Consider the following 26,625-nt stretch of genomic DNA (forward strand, 5'->3'; position numbering starts at 1 on the left):
CCCCTATCAAGGAGCCTTAGTGAGTACGTTGCCACCCTGCCCGAAATGCAATTCCGAATACACCTACGAAGACGGTGCCCAACTGATCTGCCCTGAGTGCGCCCACGAGTGGTCGGCCAACGGCGAAGCCGAAGTGGCATCCGATGATGTCGTGAAGAAAGATTCGGTCGGCAACGTGCTGCAGGACGGCGACACCATCACCGTGATCAAGGACCTGAAGGTCAAGGGCACCTCGTTGGTGGTCAAGGTCGGCACCAAGGTCAAGAATATCCGCCTGTGCGACGGCGACCACGACATCGACTGCAAGATCGATGGCATCGGCCCGATGAAGCTCAAGTCCGAGTTCGTCAGAAAGGTCTGATCCTGCTGTCAGCCATCCCGTGCCCGCCGCGGGATGGTGCGTCACCCTCCCCGCCAGCCCCCGCATTCTCGCGTAATAGCCAGGCGCCAGCCGTTTTGACCTTACGCAATCTTTACCCGGAAAAAATCGCATTCCGCCAATAGGCACTTGCTATTTGACGAATAAGAATTATTCTCATTGAAACCTTTCAAGGAGATGAGACCCATGACTTATTTGATCGACGCCTGGCTGGATCGCCCACACCCATACCTCAGGATCCTGCATCGGGAAACCGGAGAAGTCTGTGCGGTACTGGAAGAAGAAGCCCTGCATGAGCTGCAGGATCAGGGTGATCTGGACGTCAGCAGCCTGAATTCCAGCGAACCGCTGGTGCTCAAGGAGCTAGTGCGCAATCTGTTCCTGTTCTGCTATGCCCGGGCCTTGCGCCCGACCAATGAGCTGCATCACAAGATCGAAATATGAGTAGCGCGGAAAAAACTGTGGGAGCCAGCCTGCTGGCGAAAGCGCTGTATCAGGCAACGAATGGTTTGCCTGAAAGGACGCCTTCGCGAGCAAGCCCGCCCCCACATTATTGACCTGTCACCGGGACAGGCCAGGCATTACAGAACGTCCAGCAGCTCGACGTCGAATACCAGAACGCTGTGCGGCGGGATGCTGCCAACGCCTTGAGCGCCGTAAGCCAGTTCGCTCGGCACGTACAGGCGCCATTTGCTGCCGGCATTCATCAGTTGCAGAGCTTCGGTCCAGCCAGCGATCACGCCACCAACCGGGAATTCTGCTGGCTGGCCACGATCGTAGGAGCTGTCAAACACGGTACCGTCGATCAGCATGCCGTGGTAGTGAGTACGCACGGTGTCTTCACGGGATGGCTTGGCGCCTTCGCCCTGGGTCAGCACTTCGAATTGCAGACCGGAAGCCAGAGTAGTAATGCCTTCTTTCTTGGCGTTTTCAGCCAGGAAAGCACGGCCTTCACCGGCAGCCGCTTCAGCTTTGGCGGCGGCTTCGGCTTGCATGATCTCGCGGATAACCTTGAAGCTGGCGGACATGGCTTCCTGATCGACACGGCTTGGCTTGCCGGCGAATGCGTCGGTCAGACCGGCCAGGATGGCGTCCAGGCTGACACCCGGTGGCGGGTTATCGCGCAGCTGGTCACCCAGCTGACGGCCAATACCGTAGCTGACGCGGGTTTCGTCGGTGGACAGATTTACTTCGGACATGACACTGCTCCGCTGTGCGGACGGCCATCAGACTTGCCGTGCGTGCACAGCGCGTCCCGGCGCGCCCGGAACCAAAAGGGCGAGCAGACTAGCACAGATGCCCGGCGATGGGGCGCAACGCCTACAGGGCCGAGCGCCAGGCCAGCGGCACTTTCAGGCTTTCCTCGTCACTGACGCCCAGGCCGCACATTTCATCGTGCACCGAGGTGTGTACGAGGTTGAACGGCAGCACCGGAAAGTTATGCAAAAGATCCCGTGCATGCTCCACCGAACGCAGCTGCAGCATCTCGCCCTTGAGATCACTCAGCGGATACGCCGCCCCGTGCATCCGCGCTTCGAGCAGATAAATCCCGCCCTCCATGGAGATCAGGTTCAGCTCATCGACCTTTCTGGCGATGGCAAACGCATTCAGCTCTTGCAGGTTCATGAACGCACCTCGTGCGGTGGCGAGCCAGGACCCTTACAGGGATATGCCCGCGCGCGCCAAAGCACAAGCCACAAACGACACCGCCCGTCTGTTTCGCAACAGACGGGCGGTGTTTTTGCAGCGATCAAACAATGATCAGTGCTTGGTGAGCTTGTCCAGGTAGCCCATCGCGAACGCCGAAATCACGAAGGTCATGTGGATGATCACGTACCACATCAGGTGCTCGGGATCGACGTTCTTGGCATCCATGAAGATCCGCAGCAGGTGGATCGAGGAAATCGCCACGATCGACGCCGCCACTTTCATCTTCAGCGACGAGGAATCCATGGTGCCCAGCCAGCTGAGCTTCTCTTTGCCTTCGTCGATGTTCAGCTCGGACACGAAGTTCTCGTAGCCGGAAATCATCACCATCACCAGCAAGCCGCCCACCAGCGCCATGTCGATCAGCGACAGCAGCACCAGGATCAGATCCGATTCGGCCATGGAAAACACGTTGGGAATGACATGAAACACTTCCTGGAAGAATTTCAATGCCAGCGCCAGCAGCCCGAGGGACAGCCCGATATAGATCGGCGCCAGCAGCCAGCGCGTGGCGTACATTGCATTTTCGATAAAGCGTTCCATTGACTCTCACACAATAAGGATTGAAATCGGCGGCGAGTATACCAGCCGCCCGTGACCGCCAGAAACCGCCCGGCTCGCACCTCCCATCACCGCAACCTGCGTGTGTGTGTGAATTTTTTTCTGCTACTGTCCAAACCATTGACCGCCTAGCGAAAGTGGACAGGACGACTGGAAATGCATGTGCGATTACCGTTGACGACTGCCGGAATTTGCCTCGTTCTGCTGCTGGGTGGCTGCTCACCCGGCGATGAGAAAAAGCCCTCGGTCAGCCTCGACGCGAAGACGGCAACCTTCGAACACTCACTGGACGCCATTACCGACCCGAAACTCAAGGACGCCGTGACCGAACTCGGCGGTTCGCTGCTGCTGCTCGAACGCGCGCAGCTCAAGCTCGACAGCACCCCGCTGAAAACCGTCTACGGCGAAGACACCCTCGGCATCCTCAAGCACTACCCTTCGCCGCAGGCGCTGGTCGATACCTTTATCAACGGACTGTTCGTGCTGCACAAGGACGCCAGCTCCGATTACCTTACCGACCTGCAACCGGTATTCCCGTTCAACCTGAACATTCCCGGCGGCTTTCTATTCCCGCACGGCGTGGAATGGCAGTCGGTGACCCTGAGCAACAAGCGCGTGATCGCCTATCAGCCGGAGTGGTCGGAAACCGATCCCGGCATTCAGTTGAGCCCGTCCAGCTCCAACGTCAACAACCCCGATGACCTGACCGTGACCTACCCGTTCATCGAAGGGCTGGACGTGGACAAGAAGAGCCAGCCACAACCGGTGAGCCTGCAAGGCAAAGTCGAAGTCATCGCGCCGCGCCGCCTGTTCAGCTTCAACCTGAGCCAGAAGGACGTCGGCCAGACCCGCACCGATGACAACCTCAGCGTCACCCTGCTGAAGCTTGAAAAGAACTACGCCGAAGTCGAATTCAGCAACAGCCTGCCATTGGCCCCTGAGGTCGAGGGTGCGCAGCTCAACCCAGTCATCGTTCAGGCCCGTGACACCAGCGGGCAATACCTGGTGCGCGCCGGCTCAATCAATGAGAGCCCGGCACAAGTCGCCTTCTACGAGAAACAACTGGCGCATCTGCAACAACAGAAAACCTGGAGCGAGGCGTTGGAAAAACAGCTCGAGGACGAACAGCAGACCTTCGAGCAGCAGCATCCGCGCCGCTACAACAAGGTCTACTTCAACGGCCCTATCGACACTCTGGAAGTCAGCGTGCTCGATTTCTCCTCAGCGACCGTGACCCGCAAGGCGCTGGATCTGCCGGTGCGCACCTTCAGTCAGCACACTACGGAAAAAGCCATTCAGCCGCTGGACCCGGCGGTGGTCGTCTATGACGATCTGGCGCCGAACTGGCTCAAGGGCGCAAGCCTCACCGAGGAAGCGTTGAAGGCCGGCATCCGCATCCATCAATCCGTGGAGGATCCGAGCGCTGCACGCATCGAGTTCTCGCACCGGCGCACCTTCAACGATGAATTGCTCGGTGATGATTTCAGCCCGGGCGAGAGTCCCGTGACGTTCTTCACCGAGAAACGCAGCGGCAAACTCGATGAGCCGATCGAACTGCCGCCCGAGGCGTATCAGGTCGATCCGCTGCAGGCGACCATCACTTACGATTTGAACCTGTTTCCGGAAACCCCGGCGATTGCCGTGGGGTCGATGCCGCTGTTTCTCGCCAGCGTGGAGAAAAAAGCCTACGACGCCAAATCCCTGCCCAAAGGCCTGGAGATCAAGAACAACACGTTGGTGGTGGACCTGAAACTGTTTCCGGCCAACGCCTGGCGATTCTTCGTCAAGGACGACAGCGGCAATTACCTGAAACAGATTCTCTCGGTCAGTCACGACGCGAGTGCGGATGGCCCGGCGCTGTTCGGCGTGCATTACTTCTATGGTCGTCCAACGCACGTGGAGACCTATCAGCGGACCGAGCTCAATACCGTGCAATACGGCTTTGAGGTCAAACTCGACAAGGCGCAGCAGTCCGACACCGCGCCATAATTGCGCCTAGTGGTCGAACACGCCGACCGTACGCCCACGCCCGCCATTGATCTGGCGCAGCTGTGCCTGCAGGTGCAGGCTCCAGATCTGCGGATCGTCGGCCAGCTCGTAGCCGTGCATCGTCAGGCTTTCCACAATAGTGTCGAGAATCGACTCGGCGGCGACCGGCCCGTGAAACGGGCCCTGGGCCTTGATGGCGGAGGGTTGTTCGCCGGCCATGCCGGCAGCGAAGAGCAAGGTCCACATGCCGTTATCGCCGGCCAACGGTTTGATGGCGCATTCGATGCGGGTCACAAGACCCAGGCACTGACGGGTGAGGCAGAGGTTGCGCGACATGGCGGCGACCCTCGGTAAAGCCTGTATTCAGCCTTCACGCGAAGGCTGTTTCGATCCAGTGATACTGTCGATGTCCTTGAGCAGAGAATAGAAGAAAAGTCCGCCGCGCAAGCTGGATAGAACCAGAAGGCGCCGAATGGTCATTGTGTGAATTCTGACGCCAGAGTAGTGGCACTTTTCCCGAAGATCAGCGCAAAAATCAATCTGGAAAAACAACTGTGGGAGGGGGCTTGCTCCCGAAGGCGGTGTCTCAATTAACTAATGTGTCGATTGGTACACCGCCTTCGGGAGCAAGCCCCCTCCCACAGTTTTTACCGCGTTTGCGGTCAGGCTGGTTTGGCTTCGGCTAGTGCCTCCTGCGCCAGTTCCTTTTCCGCCTCTTTGAGGTCGTCTTCACTGATCATCTCGGCAATCACCCGCAGACGCTCGACCACGCGCGCGTTGACGCTGCCTTCAGGGAACTGACCGTCAGCATCCGGCTCACCGGCCGGCTCGCCGACCAACAGGCTCAGCGCTTCGTCAGCCTGACGCACCGCGTACACGTGGAACTGCCCGGCGCGCACCGCCGCCAGCACCTTCTCGTCGAGCATCAGCGTGGCGACGTTGGCCTGCGGAATGATCGCGCCCTGCTCGCCGGTCAGCCCGCGCGCTTCGCAGAGGCGGAAGAAACCTTCGATCTTCTCGTTGACCCCGCCGACTGCCTGCACTTCGCCGAACTGGTTGATCGAACCGGTGATCGCAAAGCACTGCTTCAGTGGAGTTTTCGACAGCGCCGAAATCAGCGTGCAAGCCTCGCCCAGCGACGCACTGTCGCCATCGACGTAGCCGTAGGATTGCTCCAGCGCGATGCTCGCGGAAATCGCCAGCGGGAATTCCTGGGCGTAACGGCTGCCCAGATACCCGGTAAGGATCATCACGCCCTTGGAGTGGATCGGTTGCCCAAGGTTGACCTCGCGCTCGATGTCGACGATACCGCTGCCGCCCGGGTACACCGTGGCGGAAATCCGCGCCGGTACACCGAACGCCGAATCGCCGACTTCCAGCACGGTCAGCCCGTTGCACTTGCCGACCGCGGCGCCGTCGGTGTCAATCAGGATGATCCCGGCGAGCATGTCGTCGAGAATCCGCGCCGAGACCCGACCGGTGCGAGTGGCCTTGGCTTTCAGCGCACGCTCGATGTGCCCGGCATCGGTCATTTCATCGCCGGCCAGATGACGGATGAAGTCCGCTTCACTGACCAGTTGGAACAGATCGCCGATCCGCGCCGACAAACGCCCCTGATGCTCGGCCAGCCGTGCACTGTAGGTCGCCAGACGCGCCACCGCATCGGCGGTCAGCGGCGCCATGCCTTCCTCCGAAGTACGGGTTTTCAGCAACTGGGCAAATTGCTCCAGGCTTTCGTCGACCATCGGGATGTCTTCGTCGAAGTCGACCAGCACGCGGAACATCTCCTGGAAGTCCGGATCGAGGTCCTGCAGCGTGTAATACAACTGCCGCGCACCGATGATGATGACTTTGACCTGCAACGGAATGTGTTGCGGGTTGAGGGTCACCGTGGCGAAACGGCCCATCTCGCCCAGCGGCGATTCCATTTTCAGCTTGCGCGATTGCAGGGCGCGTTTCAGCGCGTCCCACACGAACGGCTCGCTGAGCATTTTTTCCGCTTCAAGGATCAGGAAGCCGCCATTGGCCCGATGCAAAGCACCTGGACGCAACTGCCGGTAAGTGGTGTAAAGCGCGCCCTGATCGGTGGTGTACTCGATGCGCCCGAACAGGTTTTCGTAAGTCGGGTGCGGCTCGAACACTACCGGCGCCCCGCCGCTGGCCGGATGACCGACCACCAGGCTCGGCGCGTATTGCTCTTCCAGCAGCTTGCGCGCCACGGCGTCGGTCTTGCTGTCGTCGACCAGTTGCTCGACCACGGTTTTCAGCAAGTACACCTGCATCGCTTGCAGGTAACCGCAGACCGCAGCGTTCTCCGCGTACTTCTCGGACAACGGCGAGAGCAACGGCTGCAAGGCCAGGGTGATGGTTTCCTCGTTGAGCTGACGCAGTTGATTGTTCGACTCACGCTTCCACTGCGGCAGGCTGGCGAGTTCTTCGTTCAGACGCTCTTCGAGGCCGGAGATGTCTTCGTGAAACCGTTCGCGCTCGGCTTCCGGCAATTGGGCGAATTCCGCTTCATCCAGCGCCTTGCCTTCAAGCATCGGCGTGAAGGCGATATTGCTGCTGTCGCGGTACAGGGCGACGTCCTTCTCCAGCGCCAGCCGCTCGATGATATCGAGGGCCTTGTCGTAGCGCTGGTTGAAGGCGCGGTCGATGGCGCTTTTCTTCTGCTGGTAGGACGGGTGTTCGAACACTGCCGGAAAGGTTGCCAGCAGGTTATCGATCAGGCCGTTGATGTCACCGATGAACGAAGCCGCCGTGCCAGAAGGCAATTCCAGCGCGCGGGGCTCGCGCGGCTCATCGAAATTATTGACGTAGACCCAGTCCGCCGGGGTCTGCAGGCGCTTGCCTTCGGCCTTCAGGTAGCGTTTGACGAACGAGAAGCGGCCAGTGCCGGGCTCGCCCATGACAAAGACGTTGTAACCGGGGCGTGGCATCGCCACACCGAACTGCAAGGCTTCGACCGCACGTTCCTGGCCGAGCACACCGCGAAAGGGCTCCAGATCATTGGTGGTAGTGAAGCTGAACTGTTCAGCGGAAAACGGACGAGTCAGCGCTTCGGGCGCTATACGCAGGCTGGCAGCAACAGGATCAGGCATCGGGCTTCCTTAACAATCAGGCGGGGCGGATAGCGGCATTCTGGCGCTGCCCGTGCCCCACTGGCAAGGCGCGCCACACGACAAAGCATAGTCAACCGGGCCACCCCGCCCCGTCCCCCGTGAATCCGGGGTTATCGCCAAATCTTTTGTAAAAAATCACGGAACCCCCGGAACGTGCCTAAACTCCAAACTGCGCGGCTGGAACTAATACCGGCCCACTGGCGCTTCAAGGGTCTGTTATCACGGAGCCTGGGGGCCAGAACCCTGTCCATTGGTATGCACACAAAGAGAACAAAGCTATGAAACGGATTCTTCTCGGTACTCTCTTCACCGCTGTTTCCATCAACGCCATGGCGCAAGCCCCGGGTGGCCCGGATTGCGGTTGGGGCAACATGCTGTTCGAAGGTCAGCGTGGCACCCCGGCACACTTCCTGGCATCCACCACTAACGGCACCTCCGGTAACGCTACGTTCGGTATGACTTCCGGCACCAACGGTTGCTCGACCAACGCGTCGCTGACCTACGGCGGTAAATCCTGGTTCGCCATGAATGGCATGATGAACGAGCTGTCCGAAGACATGGCCAAGGGCAACGGCGAAGCGCTGACGACCTACGCCGTGGTACTGGGCGTGGCGCCGGAAGACCGTGCGCACTTCGCTGCTGTCACTCACGAGCACTTCCAGCAGATCTTCAGCAAAGCTGACGTGACCGCAGAAGACGTGCATACCAACACCCTGGCCGTGCTGAAGTCGGACCCACGTCTGGCCAAGTACGCAACTCAGGCTTAAGCTCGACCCCACCCGCTTCTTTCGGGAAGCGGGTTTTGTTTTGAGTGCAATCACTCGAATGTGACGCTGAACCTGTGGTGAGGGGATTTATCCCCGATCGGCTGCGAAGCAGTCGTGAAACCATTCAATTCGGTGTATCTGATACACCGAGTTTTGCAGGTATGAGGGCCGCTTCGCAGCCCATCGGGGATGAATCCCCTCGCCACAGGGGAGTGATCGCAGCCCGAATCGGGTTTTATTTTCTTTCGACTTAAGTTGCCACCTATGCTCAAACGCCTTGCCTGGCTGGCGCTCTGTGTCTGCGCCCCGCTGTCCGCCGCGCCTCACATCGACCCTCAACGTTTGCAGCAACTGGCCAACGACCGCTTCTGGATTTCCCTCGGTCATTACGAAACCGCCAAACTCGGCGGCTGGCGCAGCTATGTCAGCGACAGGAAATTCTTTCTCGCGCCCGATGGCAACGAACACCCCGACCATGAACTGGCCGCCACCGTGCAGGCGCTGTACGCCCCGGCCAGTCTCGGCGAACAGCATGCACAGTGTGTCTACCCGGCGCGTACGCGCTGGCTGAAAGCACAACTCAATCTGACCGACCTGCCCGCCCCCGATTGCGCCGAATTCAAGAAGTGGTTCAAGGACGTCTCGCCGCACAGCGCGGTGATGATTTTTCCAGCGGCCTACCTCAACAGCCCGTCATCGATGTTCGGCCATACCCTGTTGCGCATCGACCAGGCCGACGTGCAGGCCGACAAGACTTCGCTGCTGAGTTACGCGATCAATTTCGGCGCCTACATCGAAGGCTCGGACAACAGCATTCTCTACGCCTGGAAGGGCTTGATGGGTGGCTATCCCGGGCTGTTCGCGCTGGTGCCGTACCAGGAAAAACTCTCCGAGTACCGCAGCCTGGAAAACCGCGATCTGTGGGAATACCGGCTGAACCTGACCCAAGCAGAAACCGCGCGCATGGTCGAGCATGTGTGGGAGCTGAAGCAGATCCAGTTCGACTATTTCTTCTTCGACGAAAACTGCTCCTATCGCCTGCTCGAACTGCTGCAAGTGGCACGTCCGAGCCTGCGCCTGACCGAGCAATTCCCGCTGACCGCCATCCCTACCGATACGGTCAAAGCGGTGAAAGAAGCCGGGCTGGTGGAAAGCATCGAATATCGCCCGTCCCGCGAGCGTGAACTGCTCAGCCGCGCCGAGCCGTTGAATAAGGAAGAACAGCAATGGGTGCTGAAGGTCAGCGCCGATCAACAGGTGTTGCAGGAGCCGACCTTCAAGGCCCTGCCCCGGGATCGTCAGGCGCTGATCATCGATGCCGCCTATCGTCTGGAGCGTTACCGCGCCAACGGGCAGGAACGTGATGCGCAACGTGCACAGCGCAGCTTCGAACTGCTGCGGGCAATCAACAAGAACCCGGCGCCGGAGTTGCAGATTCCACAACCGGGCCTGCCCGAAGACGGCCATGAATCGCGCACCTGGCAGGCCGGCATCGGCACCCGCGGTGATCGGGCATTCGGTGAGTACGGTTTGCGCATGGCTTATCACGATCTCAATGACAACGCCGAAAGCTTCCCCCTTGGCGCGCAGATCGAAATCCTGCAGATGAAGCTGCGTCAATACGAAGGCAACCAGTGGCAGTTCCAGCAACTGGACCTGGCGACCATCCGCTCGCTGACCCCGCGCAATGAACTGCTGCAGCCTCTGTCGTGGCAAGTCACCGGTGGCCTTGAGCGGGTGCCGGGCAAGCATGATGACGAGACGCTGGTCAGCCACGTCAACGGTGGCGGCGGCGGCACCTGGGCGTTAGGTGATGACGTATTGGGTTTTGCCCTCGGTACCGTGCGCGTTGAACACAACAATGACTTCGCCGAGTTCGTCTCCCCGGCCGGCGGTTTCAATACCGGCGTGTTGTGGAAAAACCCGCTGGGCAATCTCAGCCTGGAAGCCAAGGGCGATTACTTCGTCAATGGTGAAGTGCGCCGTAGCTTGAGCCTGAATCAGCAATGGGAGCTGTCGCGCAACCTCGGTTTGCGCCTGAGTGCGCAGCGTGAGTTCAGTCATGTGGCGACACCGGAAACCGAAGTGATGCTTGAGGTGAAGTGGTACCACTACTGATCTGAAGCCTAATCAATACCCCCTGTGGGAGCGGGCTTGCTCGCGAAGGCGTCGTGTCAGGCGATTCAAATCTCGACTGATCCAGCGCTTTCGCGAGCAAGCCCGCTCCCACAGGGCCCTCCGGTGTTTAACGAATTACTCACATGCCTTTCACCTACGTCCGACGAATCCGCTTCTAGACTTTCCCTATCAGCCGAGAATCGGCGCGGGAGAGTGCGATGTGGCGGTGTGCGGGATTGCTGGGTGTTTTGCTGTTGCTCGGGGGTTGCCAGACCACCCATGAAGACTTGATCGCCAAAGGTTATCCACCGGCATTCGCCGACGGTTTTGACGATGGCTGCGTCAGTGGCCGGCAAGCCGCCGGCTCGATCAGTGGCGAGTTTCGCAAGAACGTGCCGCGCTATCTCAAGGACAAGCAATACGCCGAAGGCTGGACCGACGGCTTTCGCCAGTGCCAGGCGATGCTGGAGAACAAGGATCGCGAAGAGTATCGCAACGAGCACTGGGACGAACGCGAGCGCGCCTGGCAGCAGCAGAAAGATCAGGACGCCGGGCGGGCTTATCGCTCGCAATAGGTCGCTTCCAGACATCCAGTGAAACCAAATGCCGGCGACCATGGCCCAAACTCTTTGCAGAGGAGGACAGCATGAGTCGCGCTTTCGTCAACGAAGACAACGCCGCCGCGCAAGCCGATCAGCCCGTCGAACGGCAGGTCAGTGCGCAGCCCAATTACGTCACCCCGCAGGGATTGGTGCAGTTGCAGGCCAAGGTCGCCGAACTGCAAGCCTTGCACGCCGAACAATCGGCCAAGGGCGAACAGGCCGACAAGCAACGGCTGGCTGATCTGCAACGGGATCTGCGCTACTTCAACCAACGCCTCGCCAGCGCACAGGTCGCTGCCCCAGCGACCTCTACCGACAAGGTGCAGATTGGCAGTTGGGTGACCTACGCCGACGAACACGACACCGAAAGTCGGGTGCAACTGGTCGGCGAAGATCAGGCCGACGCCAGCCAGGGCCTGATCAACTGGGCTTCGCCGCTGGGCCGGGCGCTGCTCGGCGCCCGGCTCAATGACGAAGTGCTGTGGCAGCGCCCCGCTGGCGATCAGCTGATTGAAGTGATTCGTATCGAACCGGCTTAAACCACACCCTGCGCGAGCATCGCATCGGCGACTTTGACGAAGCCGGCGATGTTCGCGCCTTTGACGTAGTTGATCCGTCCGTTCTCTTCGCCGTAATGCACGCAGGCATGGTGGATCGACTGCATGATCGCGTGCAGCTTGCTGTCCACCTCGCCGGCCGTCCACAGCAGACGCATGGCGTTCTGCGACATCTCCAGCCCGCTGACCGCAACCCCGCCAGCATTCGACGCCTTGCCCGGGGCAAACAAAATGCCGGCCTCGATGAAGATATCCACAGCCGCAAGCGTAGTCGGCATGTTCGCGCCTTCGGCCACGCACACGCAGCCGTTGCGCAGCAGCGTACGAGCAGATTCGGCGTCGAGTTCGTTCTGCGTTGCGCAGGGCAGCGCGATGTCACACGGCAGCGACCAGGGCAACTGACCGGCACGGAATTCCAGACCGAACGCCGTGGCCAATTCGCTGATGCGTCCGCGTTTGACGTTTTTCAGTTCCAGCAGCGCCTGCCACTGTTCTTCGCTCAGGCCCGATTCGCAGTACAGCGTGCCTTCGGAGTCGGACAGCGAAATCACCTTGCCGCCCAGGTCCATGACCTTGCGCGCCGCGTACTGCGCGACGTTGCCGGAACCGGAGATCGCCACGCGTTTGCCTTCGACGGTCTGTCCGCGGCGCTTGAGCATTTCTTCGGCGAAGTACACGCAACCGAAACCGGTGGCTTCCGGGCGAATCAGGCTGCCGCCGTAGGTCATGCCTTTGCCGGTCAACACGCTGGTGAACTGGTTGCTCAGGCGTTTGTACTGGCCAAACAGGAAACCGATCTCCCGCGCACCTACACCGATGTCACCGGCCGGCACGTCGACGTCGGCGCCGATGTGGCGGTACAGCTCGCTCATGAACGCCTGGCAAAAACGCATGACTTCGGCGTCGCTCTTGCCCTTCGGATCGAAGTCCGAACCGCCCTTGCCGCCGCCCATGGGCAACGAGGTCAGAGAGTTCTTGAAGGTCTGCTCGAAGGCGAGAAACTTCAGCACGCCCAGGTTCACCGAAGGATGGAAGCGCAAGCCGCCCTTGTACGGGCCGATGGCACTGTTCATCTGGATGCGGAAACCGCGATTGACCTGAACCTTGCCCTGATCGTCGACCCACGACACGCGGAACACCACCGCCCGCTCCGGCTCGCAGATACGCTCCAGAATGCCCGAGGTCAGGTAGTGCGGATTGGCTTCAAGAAACGGCCACAGACTGCGCAGGACTTCTTCGACGGCCTGGTGGAATTCGGGTTGATCCGGGTCGCGTTTTTTCAGGCGGGCGAGGAAGGATTCGACGGATTCGATCATGGGAAAAGTCTCGGCAAATTTATTGTCGTTGGAAGCGATTGAGCCGGACTGTAGCAAACGATTTGCGCACAGGAACAGCGCAAAATGTCGCAGTTATGAAATTAAATGGTGCACAGGATATAAATCAGAGGGCTTTTTGGACTGATATTGCACCTGATTGGTGAGAGCCAATCTGAAAGTCGCACCAACAGTTACACCGCTATCGCTGGCAAGCCAGCTCCCACAGTTTTCGCGGCGCTCACACATTCCTGGCACGACACAAATCCCTGTGGGAGCTGGCTTGCCAGCGATGAATTCAACTCGGTATTGCCGAAAAACCCAGGCAAAAAAAACGGAGCCCGAAAGCTCCGCTTTTTCATCCAACCAACCCGAATCAGGCCAGTTTCTTGTGGCGTACCCGGTGTGGCTGCGCCGCCGCTTCGCCGAGGCGCTTTTTGCGGTCGGCTTCGTACTCGGTGTAGTTACCTTCGAAGAACACTGCTTGCGAGTCGTCTTCGTACGCCAGGATGTGAGTCGCGACGCGGTCCAGGAACCAGCGATCGTGAGAGATCACAATGGCAGCGCCCGGGAAGTCCAGCAGGGCTTCTTCCAGCGAACGCAGGGTTTCAACGTCGAGGTCGTTGGACGGTTCGTCGAGCAGCAGGACGTTGCCGCCCTCCTTCAGGGTCAGCGCCAGGTGCAGACGACCGCGCTCACCACCGGACAGGTCCTTGACGAACTTCTGCTGGTCGCCGCCCTTGAAGTTGAAGCGACCGACGTAAGTGCGCGACGGAATCTCGTAGTTGCCGATGCGGATCTGGTCGGAACCGTCGGAGATCTGCTGGAACACGGTCTTGCTGCCGTCGAGGTCTTCGCGGCTCTGATCCACGCAGGCCAGTTGCACGGTTTCGCCGACTTCGATGGTGCCGGAATCCGGAGTTTCCTTGCCCATCAACATGCGGAACAGGGTCGACTTACCGGCACCGTTACCACCGATCACGCCAACAATGGCGCCTTTCGGCATTGAGAACGACAGGTTGTCGATCAGCACGCGATCGCCGTAGCCCTTGGTGACGTTCTTGAATTCGATGACCTTGTCGCCCAGACGCGGACCGGCCGGGATGTAGATCTCGTTGGTTTCCGAACGCTTCTGGAATTCCTGCGATTGCATTTCTTCGAAGCGTTGCAGACGTGCCTTGGATTTCGACTGACGGGCTTTCGCGCCTTTGCGCACCCACTCCAGTTCTTCCTTCATGGCTTTTTCGTGAGCCGACTGCTGCTTGGATTCGGCCGCCAGACGATCGGACTTGGCTTCGAGCCAACCCGAGTAGTTGCCCTCGTAAGGAATGCCCGCGCCGCGGTCGAGTTCCAGAATCCAGCCGGCAACGTTATCCAGGAAGTAACGGTCGTGCGTGATCGCGACCACGGTGCCCGGGAAGTCGTGCAGGAAGTGCTCCAGCCACGCCACCGAATCAGCGTCCAAGTGGTTGGTCGGTTCGTCGAGCAGCAGCATGTCCGGAGCGGACAGCAGCAGACGGCACAGGGCCACACGACGTTTTTCACCACCGGACAGGTGTTCGACCTTGGCGTCCCACGCCGGCAGACGCAGGGCGTCGGCAGCGACTTCCAGTTGACGCTCCAGGTTATGACCATCGCTGGCCTGCAGGATCGCTTCGAGCTTGGCCTGTTCGGCTGCCAGCTTGTCGAAGTCGGCATCCGGATCGGCGTAAGCGGCGTAGACCTCGTCCAGACGCGCTTGCGCATCCTTGATCACGCTGACCGCTTCCTCGACCACTTCACGCACGGTCTTGGTCGGATCAAGTTGTGGCTCTTGCGGCAGATAACCGATGTTCAGGTCCGGCATCGGACGGGCTTCGCCCTCGAACTCGGTGTCGACGCCAGCCATGATTTTCAGCAGCGTGGATTTACCCGAACCGTTGAGGCCGAGTACGCCGATCTTGGCGCCGGGAAAGAACGACAGCGAAATGTTTTTCAGGATTTCCCGCTTCGGCGGAACAACTTTGCCCAGCCGATGCATGGTGAAGACGTATTGAGCCATGGAGAACCTTGGGTCAGTGACAGATGAATGATTGGAGCGCAGGCGATGCCCGGCCAGACCGATGCGCGTCGTTCACTTGATGGTCATCAATGCGTGCGCGCGGAAAAAAAGTCTGATTCTAGGAGCTGGGCCAGACGCTGTTAAAACGTAACGAGCGAAGGAAAGACAAGGCGGAAACAGGCGAGGACGCGGAGTTTACGGGTTGTAAATGAGCAGTCCGAGCCTGTTTTCAACGCAGTATTTCCGAGCGCAGTAGTTTTAACAGTGTCTGGGCTCCCGCGTAACCGGCAAAGCTACCTTAATGACCGGTGGCAGTCCAGCCGAGTGGGGCTGGCACTTCGCCACAACTCAAGGCATGCTAGCCGCCCTTCGGGCGTCCGGCTTATAGTGCACGTCGCGCCAGTCCAGCCAAACCGCAGGATTACAGCTTGTCCAACGTTACCCCGCCAGCTTCTGTGAGCGCGTCCAATCCGGGGACCGGCTCGCCCCTGCGCGGAACATTGAAGGGTGCGTTGGCGACGCTGGTACTTTTGCTGCTGGCATTGCTGTTCTGGCAACTGCTCGATCAATTGCGCGAGACCCAGAAAAACCAGCGTCAGTACACCATCGACTACACCGCCGACCTCGCCTCGCAGGTCAGCCTGAACATGTCGCTGAATGCGCAAATCGCCCTGAACCTGCTACCGATCGTCGAACAACCGCAGTCGTCCGACGAACAGCAGGCGCTGCTGCGCAAGCTCCAGCAATCGCTGCCGGATCTGCGCAGCCTGGCCCTGCTCAGCCCATCCGGGAAAATCCTCAACGACAGCGCCAGCGACAGCCACGACGCCGATTACCTCGCTGAACTGGTGCGCCGCAGCCGCGCCCAGGCGCATTACTTCAGTAACGCCGACGACGGCTCGGTGGTGCATCTGTTGTTGCATCAGGCCAGCGGCAGCACGCGCGGCTACTGGGTATTGCGCCTGACCCCGACCTTCTTCGACTCGCTGACCAAGCTGGGCGAAACCGGCATCCGCCCGTTGTGGCTGGTGGAAAACCGTCTCAACCATCAGATCATCAGCCGCGACGAAGCGCTGTCTTCTGCCCGGCCCGGGGTGCTGAGCCCGGACGACATGGCCAACACCGTGCTGACCGTGCCACTGAGCAGCAGCGACTGGCAGTTGCGCGGGCTGTTCGATCGTCAGCGGGTGCTCGAAGAACTGCTGCCAGCGTTCATCGGCAAATGCCTGCTGGGCCTGGCGTTCTCGATGTTGCCGGTGATCGCGCTGCTCAACATGCGTCGCCGCCAACGTCAGTTGCATGAAGGCCGCCGGCGCTATCAGGACATCTTCGAAGGCACCGGCGTCGCTCTTTGCGTGCTCGATCTGTCCGGCCTCAGGCAAGTGTTCGACAAGGCACAGATCCAGACCAGCGACCAGCTCAAGGCCTGGCTCGACCAGCCGGCCCAGCGCCAGCAACTGCTGCAGGAACTGCGCGTCACCGAGGTCAATCAGGTGGCGCTGCAACTGCTCAATGTCAATTCCTGCGAGCACGCCTGGCAGTTGCTGATCGACGGCCATCCGCACAGCCAGTGCGCCATCGGCAACCAGGTGCTCGACGCAGTTTTGCAGCAACAGAATCAACTGGAACTGGAAATCAGACTGCCGGACATCAATGGCCGCGATCAGCACCTGTGGATGGTTCTGCGCCTGCCTGAGGAACAGCACGACTATAAAGCGGTGATCCTCAGCATCAACGACATCACCAGCCGCAAGCTGATCGAACTGTCGCTGCTGGAGCGCGAAGGCTTCTGGTCGGACGTGGTGCGCACCGTGCCGGATCATCTGTATGTGCAGGACGTGATCAGCCAGCGGATGATTTTCAGCAACCACCACCTCGGCCAGACCCTCGGTTACAACCGCACCGAGCTGCATCAGATGGGCGAGTATTTCTGGGAGATCCTGCTGCACCCGGAAGACGCCGACTATTACCACCGCTCACGACAGATGCAACGTCACGCCGGGTACAGCCAGTTGTTGCAGTGCCAATTGCGCTTCCGTCATCGCGACGGCAAGTGGCGGCGCTTCGATATTCGTGAGCAGGCGCTGGCCCGCGACAAGCATGATCAGGTCACGCGGATCATCGGCGTGGCCAAGGACATCACCGAGCAGATCGAGGCCAGTGAGTCGTTGCGCGACAGCGAGCAGCGCTACCGCATGCTCGCCGAAAGCATCAGCGATGTGATTTTCTCCACCGACAGCAAGCTGTCGCTGAACTACGTCAGCCCGTCGGTGCAGGCGGTGCTGGGTTACGACGCCGAGTGGATCTTCCAGAACGGCTGGCAATCGACCATCGCCAACCCGCAACAGCTATCCGGCATCTACACCTTGATGGATCGAGTCAGCAAAGCGCTCGACAAGCCTGAGCAACTCGCGCAACTGCGAAGCCAGGTGCAGACGCAGATGTTCCTGTTCGACTGCCTGCGCGCCGACGGCCGCAAGATCCCGATCGAACTGCGGCTGGTGCTGGTGTGGGACGAACACGGCGCGTTCGAAGGCGTGCTCGGCGTCGGCCGCGACATCAGCCAGCAGCGCCGCGCCGAGAAAGACCTGCGCATGGCCGCCACGGTATTCGAGCACTCGACTTCGGCGATTCTGATCACCGACCCCGCCGGTTACATCGTGCAGGCCAACGAAGCCTTCAGCCGGGTCAGCGGTTACGCGGTGTCGGAAGTGCTCGACCAGTTGCCGAACATGCTCACCGTCGACGAGCAACAGGACGCGCACCTGCGCTACGTGCTCAAGCAATTGCACCAGCACAGCACCTGGGAAGGCGAAGTCTGGCTCAAGCGCCGCAACGGCGAGCATTACCCGGCGTGGGTCGGCATCACGGCGGTACTCGACGATGAAGGCGACCTGGCCAGTTACGTGTGTTTCTTCAGCGACATCAGCGAGCGCAAGGCCAGCGAACAGCGCATCCATCGCCTCGCCTACTACGACGCCCTGACCCACCTGCCGAACCGAACCCTGTTCCAGGATCGCCTGCACACCGCGCTGCAATCGGCCGAACGGCAGAAGTCGTGGGTGGTGCTGATGTTCCTCGACCTCGACCGCTTCAAGCCGATCAACGACTCCCTCGGCCACGCGGCTGGCGACCGCATGTTGAAAGACATGGCCACGCGGTTGCTGGCCTGCGTGGACGATGACGACACCGTGGCGCGCATGGGCGGTGACGAGTTCACCTTGCTCCTGCAGCACCGCTCCAGCCGCGAAATGGCGCTGAACCGGGCGATTCATGTGGCCGAGCAGATCCTCGCCAGCCTGGTGCGTCCGTTCGTGCTGGAAGGTCGCGAATTCTTCGTCACCGCCAGTATCGGCATCGCCCTGAGCCCGCAGGACGGCAACGAGCTCAGCCAGTTGATGAAGAACGCCGACACTGCGATGTACCACGCCAAGGAGCGCGGCAAGAACAACTTCCAGTTCTATCAGGCCGACATGAACGCCAGTGCGCTGGAGCGTCTGGAGCTGGAAAGCGACCTGCGCCACGCGCTGGAGCAGAACGAATTCGTCCTGTATTACCAGCCGCAATTCAGTGGCGACGGCAAACGCCTGACTGGCGCCGAGGCACTGCTACGCTGGCGTCATCCGCGTCGTGGACTGGTGCCGCCGGGGGATTTCATTCCGGTGCTGGAAGAGCTCGGTCTGGTAGTGGACGTTGGCGACTGGGTGATCAGCGAAGCCTGCCGCCAGCTCAAGACCTGGCACCAGAATCGGGTGCGCGTGCCGAAGGTCTCGGTGAACATTTCGGCACGACAGTTCTCCGACGGCCAGCTCGGTACGCGCATCGCCACCATCCTGCGCGAAACCGGGCTGCCGCCGGCGTGCCTGGAACTGGAGCTGACCGAAAGTATCCTGATGCGCGAAGTCAGCGAGGCGATGCAGATCCTCGCCGGGCTGAAGAACCTTGGCCTGAGCATTGCGGTCGACGACTTCGGCACCGGTTATTCGTCGCTGAACTACCTCAAGCAATTCCCGATCGACGTGCTGAAGATCGACCGCACCTTCGTCGACGGACTGCCGTCAGGCGAACAGGATGCGCAGATCGCTCGCGCAATCATCGCCATGGCCCACAGCCTCAATCTGGCGGTGATCGCCGAAGGCGTGGAAACCCATGAGCAACTGGACTTCCTGCGCGAGCATGGCTGCGATGAGGTTCAGGGCTATCTGTTCGGACGGCCAATGCCGGCGAGCCGGTTTGAAGCGCAGTTCAGCAATGATGCGCTGTTCATGTTTGACTGAAGAAAAGATCGCAGCCTTCGGCAGCTCCTCCAGGGATTGATGTCGGTCACAGTATTCGCAATCAGCCCCGATTACTGTAGGAGCTGCCGAAGGCTGCGATCTTTTCAGGCCGGCAAAAGCACCGCACATCTGTCATGAACGCCACTTGTCTGCGACATGATGTCGTTTCATATGCCATCCAAAACCCATTGGGTTAGAATGCCCCCCTTTTCTGCCCCCGATCCTTGAGGACCGCCATGTTCAGCCGTGATTTGACTATTGCCAAGTACGACGCCGATCTCTTTGCCGCCATGGAGCAAGAAGCTCAGCGCCAGGAAGAGCACATTGAGCTGATCGCTTCGGAAAACTACACCAGCCCTGCGGTGATGGAAGCTCAAGGCTCGGTACTGACCAACAAATACGCCGAAGGCTACCCGGGCAAGCGCTACTACGGTGGTTGCGAGTACGTTGACGTTGTTGAACAACTGGCCATCGACCGCGCCAAAGAGCTGTTCGGCGCCGACTACGCCAACGTTCAGCCGCACGCCGGTTCCCAAGCCAACGCTGCTGTCTACCTGGCCCTGCTGCAAGGTGGCGACACCATCCTGGGCATGAGCCTGGCCCACGGTGGTCACCTGACCCACGGCGCCAGCGTTTCCTCCTCCGGCAAGCTGTACAACGCCGTACAGTACGGCATCGACGCCAACGGCCTGATCGACTACGACGAAGTCGAGCGTCTGGCGGTTGAGCACAAGCCGAAAATGATCGTGGCCGGTTTCTCTGCCTACTCGCAGATTCTGGACTTCCCGCGCTTCCGCGCCATCGCTGACAAGGTCGGTGCCTACCTGTTCGTCGACATGGCTCACGTGGCCGGTCTGGTCGCCGCTGGCGTCTACCCGAACCCGGTGCCTTTCGCTGACGTGGTCACCACCACCACGCACAAGACCCTGCGCGGTCCACGTGGCGGTCTGATCCTGGCGCGCGCCAACGCCGAGATCGAGAAGAAGCTGAACTCCGCGGTATTCCCGGGCGCCCAGGGTGGCCCGCTGGAGCACGTGATCGCCGCTAAAGCGATCTGCTTCAAGGAAGCACTGCAGCCTGAGTTCAAGGCTTACCAGGAACAAGTGGTGAAGAACGCCCAGGCCATGGCCGAAGTGTTCATCGAGCGCGGTTTCGACGTGGTTTCCGGCGGTACAAAGAACCACCTGTTCCTGCTGTCGCTGATCAAGCAGGACATCTCCGGTAAAGACGCCGACGCCGCGCTGGGCAAAGCGTTCATCACCGTGAACAAGAACTCGGTACCAAACGATCCACGCTCGCCGTTTGTCACTTCCGGTCTGCGCTTCGGTACCCCGGCTGTGACCACTCGCGGCTTCAAAGAGGCAGAGTGCAAAGAGCTGGCCGGCTGGATCTGCGACATCCTGGCTGACCTGAACAACGAAGCGGTGATCGACGCCGTTCGTGAGAAAGTCAAAGCCATCTGCAAGAAACTGCCGGTGTACGGCGCGTAATCGCGACGTTAAATCTGCAGCATGAAAAACCGGCCAGAGATGGCCGGTTTTTTTTCGCCTGAATAAATATCGCAACCCTTGCCTGGATAACATAATTAAAAAGCCTGAAACAATAAGCGCCGGCAAAAAACAGACTCACCCCGCAACTTAGCTGGTACTGTTACCGCCACACAACACAACAAAAAAAACCCACTCAAACCAACTACCAGAATGGCAATACCATAATTAAATTGTTTCAAACCACACTCTAAAAAATTGACCACAAGGAATTCAAGGATGAGTTCATGATTACCGACAGGCAGAATTCTTTTATTGCGACACTGGAACTTGACGATCAACACGTCGATTTTCTTGGCCAACTGCATGGCACTACGGCTCTGCGCAACGACAGAACATTTTCAGGCGGTTTCTTTACCGGCGCGCCAACATTACGGGACGATTCACATCTGCTGGGATGTCGTCCCGCTCAAGAGATTGCGTTGCATGCACCCTTGACGGTTTATTTTCGCTGCACGGACGATTACTACCATCTCTATATCCGCTCACACCCGACTTACACCGGGCACTGCATCAGCAAGAGTGCCCAAAAGGTACTGGGTGCCTATCTGCCGGACGACGGTGACACGACATCCTTCAACCTGATGAGCCTTGAAAACCGGATTGTTACCCTGCAAGAGATGAAGGGCGGCATTCAGCGTGTTCGACTCAAGGCTCGTAATTCGAAGGCCATCGGCATTATCCGCCGCAAGGGCGCGCCTTATCTCTATCTGTCTGAACTCGATGGAGAGGGTGTGGTTTTCAAGTTACGCATCATCGAACGCAACGCATCGTTCCTGAGTAATCCGGACGAGATCTGACCGTTCACGGGAACACTCCATCACGCTATGGCTTATTGGCCATTCAGCGTTAACGCCCAATACTCGACAAGGCAACATCATGAGTACAAACCAGGAAAAATCCTTTACGGCGACATTGAGCACTCGGTTTGGTTATCCACACTTTCCGAGACTGACCTATGGTAGAAAAGTCACCACTCCTCGCCCCGACTACGAGTTCTTCAGCTTCTCCCACCATATTGATGTTTCCAACTATCTGTTTTTGAAGCCGGAGGTTGCACCTGATGCACTGACGTTTTACTTCCGGTGTATCGATGACTATTACACGATGTACATATTTACCCTTGGTACTTATCACTACATGACCGTCAGCAAAGAGGAGGAGGATTTCCTTAATGCCTATAGCCCTGACGACGGTGACCAGACGACTTTCAATCTTCTGAATGCCAAAGGCAAAATCATCACGCTGGATGAAATCGACAGCAACACCCCCACCGTCAGAATCCAGACCCGAAGCGGCCGCTTGCTGCAGGCAGGTCTGAGCCGCAACAAGTACGACCCGAAGGTTGGCACCTTTGTGCGGACCCTTGCATCCCGCAGCGCCGCCATCCTGGATTTCAAAATGAACATCCTGCAACGCAATGTTCCGTACTGACCGCATTGTCACCGGGGCATGCGGCGCGCTAGCGCCAATCACCCGCTACAACCCCAGGCGCCCGGCAAGATAGCCGGGCGTCATCGACTTGCAGACCGCCTCACCGCATGAAGGAACACCACTGGTCAGACCGGTCATGCCAATTACATGATTTTCACTTGTCATCTCAAAAAAACCGAGCGTAGACTGCACCCGCACTGGACATACCGGTAAGACCACAATAATTAAGTCCTGAATCTGATGTGCTCCGCACACGGCAGCCAGGACACCGACCAGGATTCCTCCCATGCTCAGATGGTGCTCGCGTTCAATCTTCCTCCAAGTGGTTCTCGGACTGGTGCTCGGCATCGTCTGCGGGCTGACCCTTCCCGAATATTCCGCTCAGTTGAAACCGTTGGGCGACGGCTTCATCAAATTGATCAAGATGCTCATCGGCCTGATCGTGTTCTGCGTGGTGGTCAGCGGCATCAGCGGCGCAGGCGACCTGAAGAAGGTCGGGCGCATCGGCCTCAAATCGGTGATCTACTTTGAAGTGCTGACCACCATCGCGCTGGTGATCGGCTTGGTATTCGCCTTCAGCACCGGGATCGGCAGCGGCGCGAATATCCATCTGGAGCAGTTGTCGGCAGCCGACATGGGCGACATCGCCGAACGCGGTCAGCACATGCACACCACCACGCAGTTCCTGATGGACCTGATCCCGACCTCGGTGCTCGGAGCCTTCGCCGACAACAACATCCTGCAGGTACTGCTGTTCTCGGTGCTGTTCGGCAGCGCGCTGAATCTGGTGGGCGAAGCGGCTTCCGGGATCTCACGGCTGATCAACGAGCTGAGCCATGTGATCTTCCGCATCATGGGCATGATCGTACGCCTGGCGCCGATCGGCGTGTTCGGCGCCATCGCTTTCACCACCAGCAAGTACGGCCTCGATTCGCTGCAACACCTGGGCAGTCTGGTGGGCTTGTTCTACCTGACCTGCATGGCGTTCGTCAGCGTGATCCTCGGCGTGGTGATGCGCGCCTCGGGCCTGCGTCTGTGGCCCCTGCTCAAGTACCTGCGCGAAGAATTGCTGATCGTCATGGGCACCGCTTCTTCCGACGCCGTGCTGCCACAGATCATGCGCAAACTTGAACACCTGGGGATTGGCAGCTCGACGGTCGGGCTGGTGATTCCCACAGGCTATTCGTTCAACCTCGACGGTTTCTCGATCTACCTGACCCTGGCCATCGTGTTCATCGCCAACGCCACCGGCACGCCACTGGCGATGACCGATCTGCTGACGATTCTGCTGGTGTCGCTGATCACTTCCAAGGGCGCCCACGGCATTCCCGGCTCGGCGCTGGTGATTCTCGCGGCGACGCTGACGGCGATCCCGGCGATTCCGGTAGTGGGTCTGGTGCTGGTACTGGCAGTGGACTGGTTCATGGGCATCGGTCGGGCGCTGACCAACCTGATCGGCAACTGCGTCGCTACCGTGGCCATCGCCCGTTGGGAAAAGGACATCGACGTACAACGCGCAAACAAAGTACTCAGCGGTCAGCAGGGCTACACCTTTCAACCGCGTAAAACCGGAACTCCGGCGCACCAGCAAGAGTTCTGATTTTCAACCCCGCAGGAGCTGCCGCAGGCTGCGATCTTTTGATCTGGTTTGCGGCACCCCCAACGGGCTTACGGAGCAAGACAAGTGATCACCACATCAACCGTCGTCAACTCAGTCGTAGAAAAACTGCGCGCCGCCCTCGCCCGTGGTCAGTGGCGCTCCGGCGACATGCTGCCGGGCCAGCGCGAACTGGCCGAACAACTGGGCATCAGCCGCCCGAGCCTGCGCGAAGCGGTGATCGTCCTGGAGACCCTTGGCCTGGTGCGTTCGATGCCGGGCAAAGGCGTGGTGGTGCTCGACGCCCAGCTCAGTGACAGCCAGAGCCACGACAGCGCGGTGGCCGGCGCCAGCCTCGAAGACGTGCTGCAACTGCGCTACACCCTTGAGCCGTTCATCGTCGGTCTGGTGGCGCAGTCGATCAGCAGCAAGGAAGTCGGGCAGTTGCGCCTGACGTTGATGGACATGCGCGAAGCCCTTGAGGCAGGCGACAGTGAAGCCGGAGTCAGCGCCTACATCGCCTTCCACGAGGAGCTGTTCACTCTGACTTCGAACCCGATTTTCCAGAGTGTGGTGCAGCAAACCAGCAATGCCCTCAAGCAAAGCGCCGAAGTGCTGCGCAATTCGCCTGAGCACCTGGCCGAACGCCTGGAAGAAAACGAAGCGGTGGTGCGCGCGATCCGCAGCAAGAACAGCGCTCAGGCCAGCGCCGAAATGCGTCGGCACATTTTGCGCGAAGGCCAGCGCATGGGCATTGAACTGAACATTCCGGAAGACAACCTCAGCCACTGAAGAATTCACACTGGAGACCGGCCATGAACAGTCTTGCCACGTCGCCGCACACTCGTCAGATGTCGGCCCCGCTGCCCTTCTCCCGCCTGCAGGCGCCGGCAGATGATCTGTATCCGCGGCTGTTCGACGCGATTCTGGACCGGCGAATCGACCCGGCCAGCCGCTTCACCGAGGACAGTCTCAAGCAGATGTTTGGCGTCAGCCGCGCCGATGTGCGCCGGGTGCTGACACAGTTATCCCATGAGCAGGTGATTGTGCTGCGCGCCAACCATCGGCCACGGGTGGCCGCACCGGATGCCGAGCAGACCCGGCAAACCCTGCACGCCCGGCGCCTGACCGAAGCGACGCTGGTGCGTCTGGCTTGTCAGAATGCGTCAGCGGAGGGTTTGAAACGCTTGCGCACGCTGGTCGAACGCGAACGTCTGGCCGTGGCTCAGGAACGGCGTGCGGCGGCGATTCGTTTGTCCGGCGAGTTTCATCTGCAGTTGGCACGGATGGCGGGGAATGCACCGTTGGCGCATTTTCTTGGCAGTCTGGTGCCGTTGACGTCGCTGGCGATTGCGCGGTGTGATGGATCGACGCCGGGTTGCTGCGCGTGGCAGGAGCATCTGGCGATTGTCGAGGCGGTCGCGTCTGGGGATATGTCCATGGCTGAGCGACTGATGAGTCAACACCTGGATCATCTTGAGCAGACCTTGCTGGGTACAGCCCTTGAGCATTGTGTTGCAGGTTAGACTGCTATCGCGAGCAGGCTCACTCCTACATTTGAAACGCGTTCCCCTGTAGGAGTGAGCCTGCTCGCGATGGCGTCATTACAGGCACCACAAACCCATCAGGCAGAAGCTACCCTGGCAAACCCCGCCCGAATCTTCTCTTCCGGCAAATCATCGGCAATAAACACAATCACACTTTCCCGCACCTCACCCTCGGTCCACTCGGTATCCCAGTCAAAACCGTAAAGTTTCAAAACCCCCTGAAACACCAGGCGCCGATCCTCGCCAGCAATGCTCAGCACACCCTTGTAACGCAGTAACTGTTTGCCGTGCTCCTCCAGCAGCTCGTTCATGAACTCGCTGAGTTGATCGATATCCAGCGGCTGGTCTGTGCGCAGCACCAGGCTGGAGATACGGTCGATGGAAGGCGCCTTGCTCACCGGACGCAGACTCACTCCGCCGCCCAGGTCGGCATTGAGATTGAAGCCACGCACGTCGAGCAGTTCGGCCAGATCGATGTTGCCGTGCTCGACCACGCGGATCGGCGCACGACGGTTGATCCGCGTCAGGCGTTCGCTCAGTGCGTTGAACGTGGCTTCATCCACCAGATCGGTCTTGCTCACCAGCAAGCGGTCGGCGAAACCGATCTGCGCCTGGGCGATGGTCTGGGTCAGGTGCAGGTCGGCGTGAGCGGCATCCACCAGCGTGATGATGCCGTCGAGCAGATAGCGTTCGCGCAGTTCTTCATCGATGAAAAAGGTCTGTGCCACCGGGGCCGGGTCGGCCAGACCGGTGCACTCGATCACCAGACGGTCGAAGGCGATTTCACCGCTGTCCAGGCGTTCGAGCAGCAAGTACAGGGCCTTGGTCAGATCGGTGTGGATGGTGCAGCAGACGCAGCCGTTGGCCAGGGTCATGACTTGCACCGGTTCGTCGCCGAGCAACTGGGTGTCGATGCCGGCGTCGCTGAATTCGTTCTCGATCACGGCGATCTTCAGGCCGTGCTCGGCTTTAAGCAGATGGCGCAGCAAGGTGGTCTTGCCGGCACCGAGGAAACCGCTGAGTACCGTTACGGGTATGGGAGAAGACAAAACACGATCTCCTGAAAC

Annotated in this window: 22 protein-coding genes; 14 read left to right on the forward strand and 8 right to left on the reverse strand. The window is 59.6% G+C overall.

Features of this window, described 5'->3' with window-relative positions; all coding sequences use genetic code 11:
- Positions 1-19: 19 nt before the first annotated feature.
- Both JN524_RS20680 and JN524_RS20685 read left to right on the forward strand, forming a co-directional pair.
- On the forward strand, positions 20-361 hold the full coding sequence (locus JN524_RS20680; RefSeq protein WP_202370537.1) for a zinc ribbon domain-containing protein YjdM: 342 nt from the start codon (positions 20-22) through the stop codon (positions 359-361).
- A 204-nt stretch (positions 362-565) separates the two neighbouring features.
- A complete protein-coding gene (locus tag JN524_RS20685; protein ID WP_003228365.1) occupies positions 566-823 on the forward strand; it encodes a PA4570 family protein in 258 nt (85 codons plus the stop codon).
- 137 nt (positions 824-960) lie between these two features.
- Here the strand turns inward: JN524_RS20685 and JN524_RS20690 are convergent, their stop codons facing one another.
- The 3 genes from JN524_RS20690 to JN524_RS20700 all read right to left on the reverse strand — a co-directional run bounded on the left by JN524_RS20690 (position 961) and on the right by JN524_RS20700 (position 2,629).
- The gene (locus JN524_RS20690) at positions 961-1,578 is read right to left on the reverse strand and encodes an FKBP-type peptidyl-prolyl cis-trans isomerase (protein ID WP_003228367.1); all 618 of its coding nucleotides are present in this window, start codon (positions 1,576-1,578) and stop codon (positions 961-963) included.
- Positions 1,579-1,699: 121 nt separating this feature from the next.
- Positions 1,700-2,005, reverse strand: coding sequence for a DUF6482 family protein (locus JN524_RS20695; protein ID WP_096795239.1), 306 nt, complete (start codon positions 2,003-2,005; stop codon positions 1,700-1,702).
- Between the two features lie 135 nt (positions 2,006-2,140).
- Positions 2,141-2,629 (reverse strand): TIGR00645 family protein, encoded by a 489-nt coding sequence (locus tag JN524_RS20700; protein WP_007963798.1) that lies wholly within the window; start codon positions 2,627-2,629, stop codon positions 2,141-2,143.
- A gap of 174 nt (positions 2,630-2,803) precedes the next feature.
- On the opposite strand from JN524_RS20700, the gene JN524_RS20705 reads away from it, so the two are divergent.
- Positions 2,804-4,636 (forward strand): hypothetical protein, encoded by a 1,833-nt coding sequence (locus tag JN524_RS20705; RefSeq protein WP_202370538.1) that lies wholly within the window; start codon positions 2,804-2,806, stop codon positions 4,634-4,636.
- A 6-nt stretch (positions 4,637-4,642) separates the two neighbouring features.
- Here JN524_RS20705 and JN524_RS20710 read toward each other — a convergent pair whose 3' ends face one another.
- Positions 4,643-4,972 (reverse strand): PA4575 family protein, encoded by a 330-nt coding sequence (locus JN524_RS20710; RefSeq protein WP_007963794.1) that lies wholly within the window; start codon positions 4,970-4,972, stop codon positions 4,643-4,645.
- A 326-nt stretch (positions 4,973-5,298) separates the two neighbouring features.
- Positions 5,299-7,737 carry a Lon protease family protein gene (locus tag JN524_RS20715; protein ID WP_027612829.1) on the reverse strand — a complete coding sequence of 813 codons (2,439 nt, stop codon included), beginning with the start codon at positions 7,735-7,737 and terminating at the stop codon, positions 5,299-5,301.
- 299 nt (positions 7,738-8,036) lie between these two features.
- Here JN524_RS20715 and JN524_RS20720 point away from each other — a divergent pair, with 299 nt between their 5' ends.
- The 4 genes from JN524_RS20720 to JN524_RS20735 all read left to right on the forward strand — a co-directional run bounded on the left by JN524_RS20720 (position 8,037) and on the right by JN524_RS20735 (position 11,784).
- On the forward strand, positions 8,037-8,525 hold the full coding sequence (locus JN524_RS20720) for a DUF3015 domain-containing protein (RefSeq protein ID WP_007909797.1): 489 nt from the start codon (positions 8,037-8,039) through the stop codon (positions 8,523-8,525).
- A 264-nt stretch (positions 8,526-8,789) separates the two neighbouring features.
- Positions 8,790-10,643, forward strand: a complete 1,854-nt coding sequence (locus tag JN524_RS20725) for an Lnb N-terminal periplasmic domain-containing protein (protein WP_202370539.1) — start codon at positions 8,790-8,792, stop codon at positions 10,641-10,643.
- A 218-nt stretch (positions 10,644-10,861) separates the two neighbouring features.
- Positions 10,862-11,218 carry a hypothetical protein gene (locus JN524_RS20730; protein WP_007963787.1) on the forward strand — a complete coding sequence of 119 codons (357 nt, stop codon included), beginning with the start codon at positions 10,862-10,864 and terminating at the stop codon, positions 11,216-11,218.
- 71 nt (positions 11,219-11,289) lie between these two features.
- The gene (locus tag JN524_RS20735) at positions 11,290-11,784 is read left to right on the forward strand and encodes a GreA/GreB family elongation factor (RefSeq protein ID WP_202370540.1); all 495 of its coding nucleotides are present in this window, start codon (positions 11,290-11,292) and stop codon (positions 11,782-11,784) included.
- On the opposite strand, the gene gdhA is transcribed toward JN524_RS20735, so the two are convergent.
- Both gdhA and ettA read right to left on the reverse strand, forming a co-directional pair.
- The gene (gdhA, locus tag JN524_RS20740; protein WP_202370541.1) at positions 11,781-13,118 is read right to left on the reverse strand and encodes an NADP-specific glutamate dehydrogenase; all 1,338 of its coding nucleotides are present in this window, start codon (positions 13,116-13,118) and stop codon (positions 11,781-11,783) included. The two genes, JN524_RS20735 and gdhA, sit on opposite strands and share 4 nt — an antisense overlap.
- A gap of 373 nt (positions 13,119-13,491) precedes the next feature.
- Positions 13,492-15,156 (reverse strand): energy-dependent translational throttle protein EttA, encoded by a 1,665-nt coding sequence (gene ettA / locus JN524_RS20745; protein ID WP_003228391.1) that lies wholly within the window; start codon positions 15,154-15,156, stop codon positions 13,492-13,494.
- Positions 15,157-15,584: 428 nt separating this feature from the next.
- On the opposite strand from ettA, the gene JN524_RS20750 reads away from it, so the two are divergent.
- The 7 genes from JN524_RS20750 (at position 15,585) to JN524_RS20780 (ending at position 25,537) form a co-directional block, all read left to right on the forward strand.
- Positions 15,585-19,433, forward strand: coding sequence for a sensor domain-containing protein (locus tag JN524_RS20750; RefSeq protein ID WP_202370542.1), 3,849 nt, complete (start codon positions 15,585-15,587; stop codon positions 19,431-19,433).
- A 236-nt stretch (positions 19,434-19,669) separates the two neighbouring features.
- Complete coding sequence (gene glyA / locus JN524_RS20755) at positions 19,670-20,923, forward strand: serine hydroxymethyltransferase (protein WP_003228394.1); 1,254 nt, start codon at positions 19,670-19,672, stop codon at positions 20,921-20,923.
- A 284-nt stretch (positions 20,924-21,207) separates the two neighbouring features.
- Positions 21,208-21,780, forward strand: a complete 573-nt coding sequence (locus JN524_RS20760) for a hypothetical protein (protein ID WP_202370543.1) — start codon at positions 21,208-21,210, stop codon at positions 21,778-21,780.
- Positions 21,781-21,859: 79 nt separating this feature from the next.
- Positions 21,860-22,414, forward strand: coding sequence for a hypothetical protein (locus JN524_RS20765; RefSeq protein WP_202370544.1), 555 nt, complete (start codon positions 21,860-21,862; stop codon positions 22,412-22,414).
- Between the two features lie 286 nt (positions 22,415-22,700).
- Entirely contained in the window at positions 22,701-24,014 is a 1,314-nt protein-coding gene (locus JN524_RS20770) for a C4-dicarboxylate transporter DctA (RefSeq protein ID WP_007963773.1), read from the forward strand.
- 84 nt (positions 24,015-24,098) lie between these two features.
- Positions 24,099-24,803, forward strand: coding sequence for a FadR/GntR family transcriptional regulator (locus JN524_RS20775; RefSeq protein WP_025108765.1), 705 nt, complete (start codon positions 24,099-24,101; stop codon positions 24,801-24,803).
- A 23-nt stretch (positions 24,804-24,826) separates the two neighbouring features.
- A complete protein-coding gene (locus JN524_RS20780) occupies positions 24,827-25,537 on the forward strand; it encodes a GntR family transcriptional regulator (RefSeq protein ID WP_202370545.1) in 711 nt (236 codons plus the stop codon).
- Positions 25,538-25,635: 98 nt separating this feature from the next.
- Here JN524_RS20780 and yjiA read toward each other — a convergent pair whose 3' ends face one another.
- Positions 25,636-26,607, reverse strand: a complete 972-nt coding sequence (gene yjiA / locus JN524_RS20785; RefSeq protein ID WP_202370546.1) for a GTPase — start codon at positions 26,605-26,607, stop codon at positions 25,636-25,638.
- Positions 26,608-26,625 lie beyond the last annotated feature (18 nt).

Source organism: Pseudomonas sp. MWU318 (assembly GCF_016756945.1).
GTDB classification, from domain to species: domain Bacteria; phylum Pseudomonadota; class Gammaproteobacteria; order Pseudomonadales; family Pseudomonadaceae; genus Aquipseudomonas; species Aquipseudomonas putida_A.

Bases quoted from the DNA above. Each gene is read 5' to 3' on its own strand.
- JN524_RS20685 (WP_003228365.1), top strand. From the start codon at position 566: ATGACTTATTTGATCGACGCCTGGCTGGATCGCCCACACCCATACCTC.
- JN524_RS20690 (WP_003228367.1), bottom strand. From the start codon at position 1,578: ATGTCCGAAGTAAATCTGTCCACCGACGAAACCCGCGTCAGCTACGGT.
- JN524_RS20695 (WP_096795239.1), bottom strand. From the start codon at position 2,005: ATGAACCTGCAAGAGCTGAATGCGTTTGCCATCGCCAGAAAGGTCGAT.
- JN524_RS20700 (WP_007963798.1), bottom strand. From the start codon at position 2,629: ATGGAACGCTTTATCGAAAATGCAATGTACGCCACGCGCTGGCTGCTG.
- JN524_RS20705 (WP_202370538.1), top strand. From the start codon at position 2,804: ATGCATGTGCGATTACCGTTGACGACTGCCGGAATTTGCCTCGTTCTG.
- JN524_RS20710 (WP_007963794.1), bottom strand. From the start codon at position 4,972: ATGTCGCGCAACCTCTGCCTCACCCGTCAGTGCCTGGGTCTTGTGACC.
- JN524_RS20715 (WP_027612829.1), bottom strand. From the start codon at position 7,737: ATGCCTGATCCTGTTGCTGCCAGCCTGCGTATAGCGCCCGAAGCGCTG.
- JN524_RS20720 (WP_007909797.1), top strand. From the start codon at position 8,037: ATGAAACGGATTCTTCTCGGTACTCTCTTCACCGCTGTTTCCATCAAC.
- JN524_RS20725 (WP_202370539.1), top strand. From the start codon at position 8,790: ATGCTCAAACGCCTTGCCTGGCTGGCGCTCTGTGTCTGCGCCCCGCTG.
- JN524_RS20730 (WP_007963787.1), top strand. From the start codon at position 10,862: ATGTGGCGGTGTGCGGGATTGCTGGGTGTTTTGCTGTTGCTCGGGGGT.
- JN524_RS20735 (WP_202370540.1), top strand. From the start codon at position 11,290: ATGAGTCGCGCTTTCGTCAACGAAGACAACGCCGCCGCGCAAGCCGAT.
- gdhA (WP_202370541.1), bottom strand. From the start codon at position 13,118: ATGATCGAATCCGTCGAATCCTTCCTCGCCCGCCTGAAAAAACGCGAC.
- ettA (WP_003228391.1), bottom strand. From the start codon at position 15,156: ATGGCTCAATACGTCTTCACCATGCATCGGCTGGGCAAAGTTGTTCCG.
- glyA (WP_003228394.1), top strand. From the start codon at position 19,670: ATGTTCAGCCGTGATTTGACTATTGCCAAGTACGACGCCGATCTCTTT.
- JN524_RS20760 (WP_202370543.1), top strand. From the start codon at position 21,208: ATGATTACCGACAGGCAGAATTCTTTTATTGCGACACTGGAACTTGAC.
- JN524_RS20765 (WP_202370544.1), top strand. From the start codon at position 21,860: ATGAGTACAAACCAGGAAAAATCCTTTACGGCGACATTGAGCACTCGG.
- JN524_RS20770 (WP_007963773.1), top strand. From the start codon at position 22,701: ATGCTCAGATGGTGCTCGCGTTCAATCTTCCTCCAAGTGGTTCTCGGA.
- JN524_RS20780 (WP_202370545.1), top strand. From the start codon at position 24,827: ATGAACAGTCTTGCCACGTCGCCGCACACTCGTCAGATGTCGGCCCCG.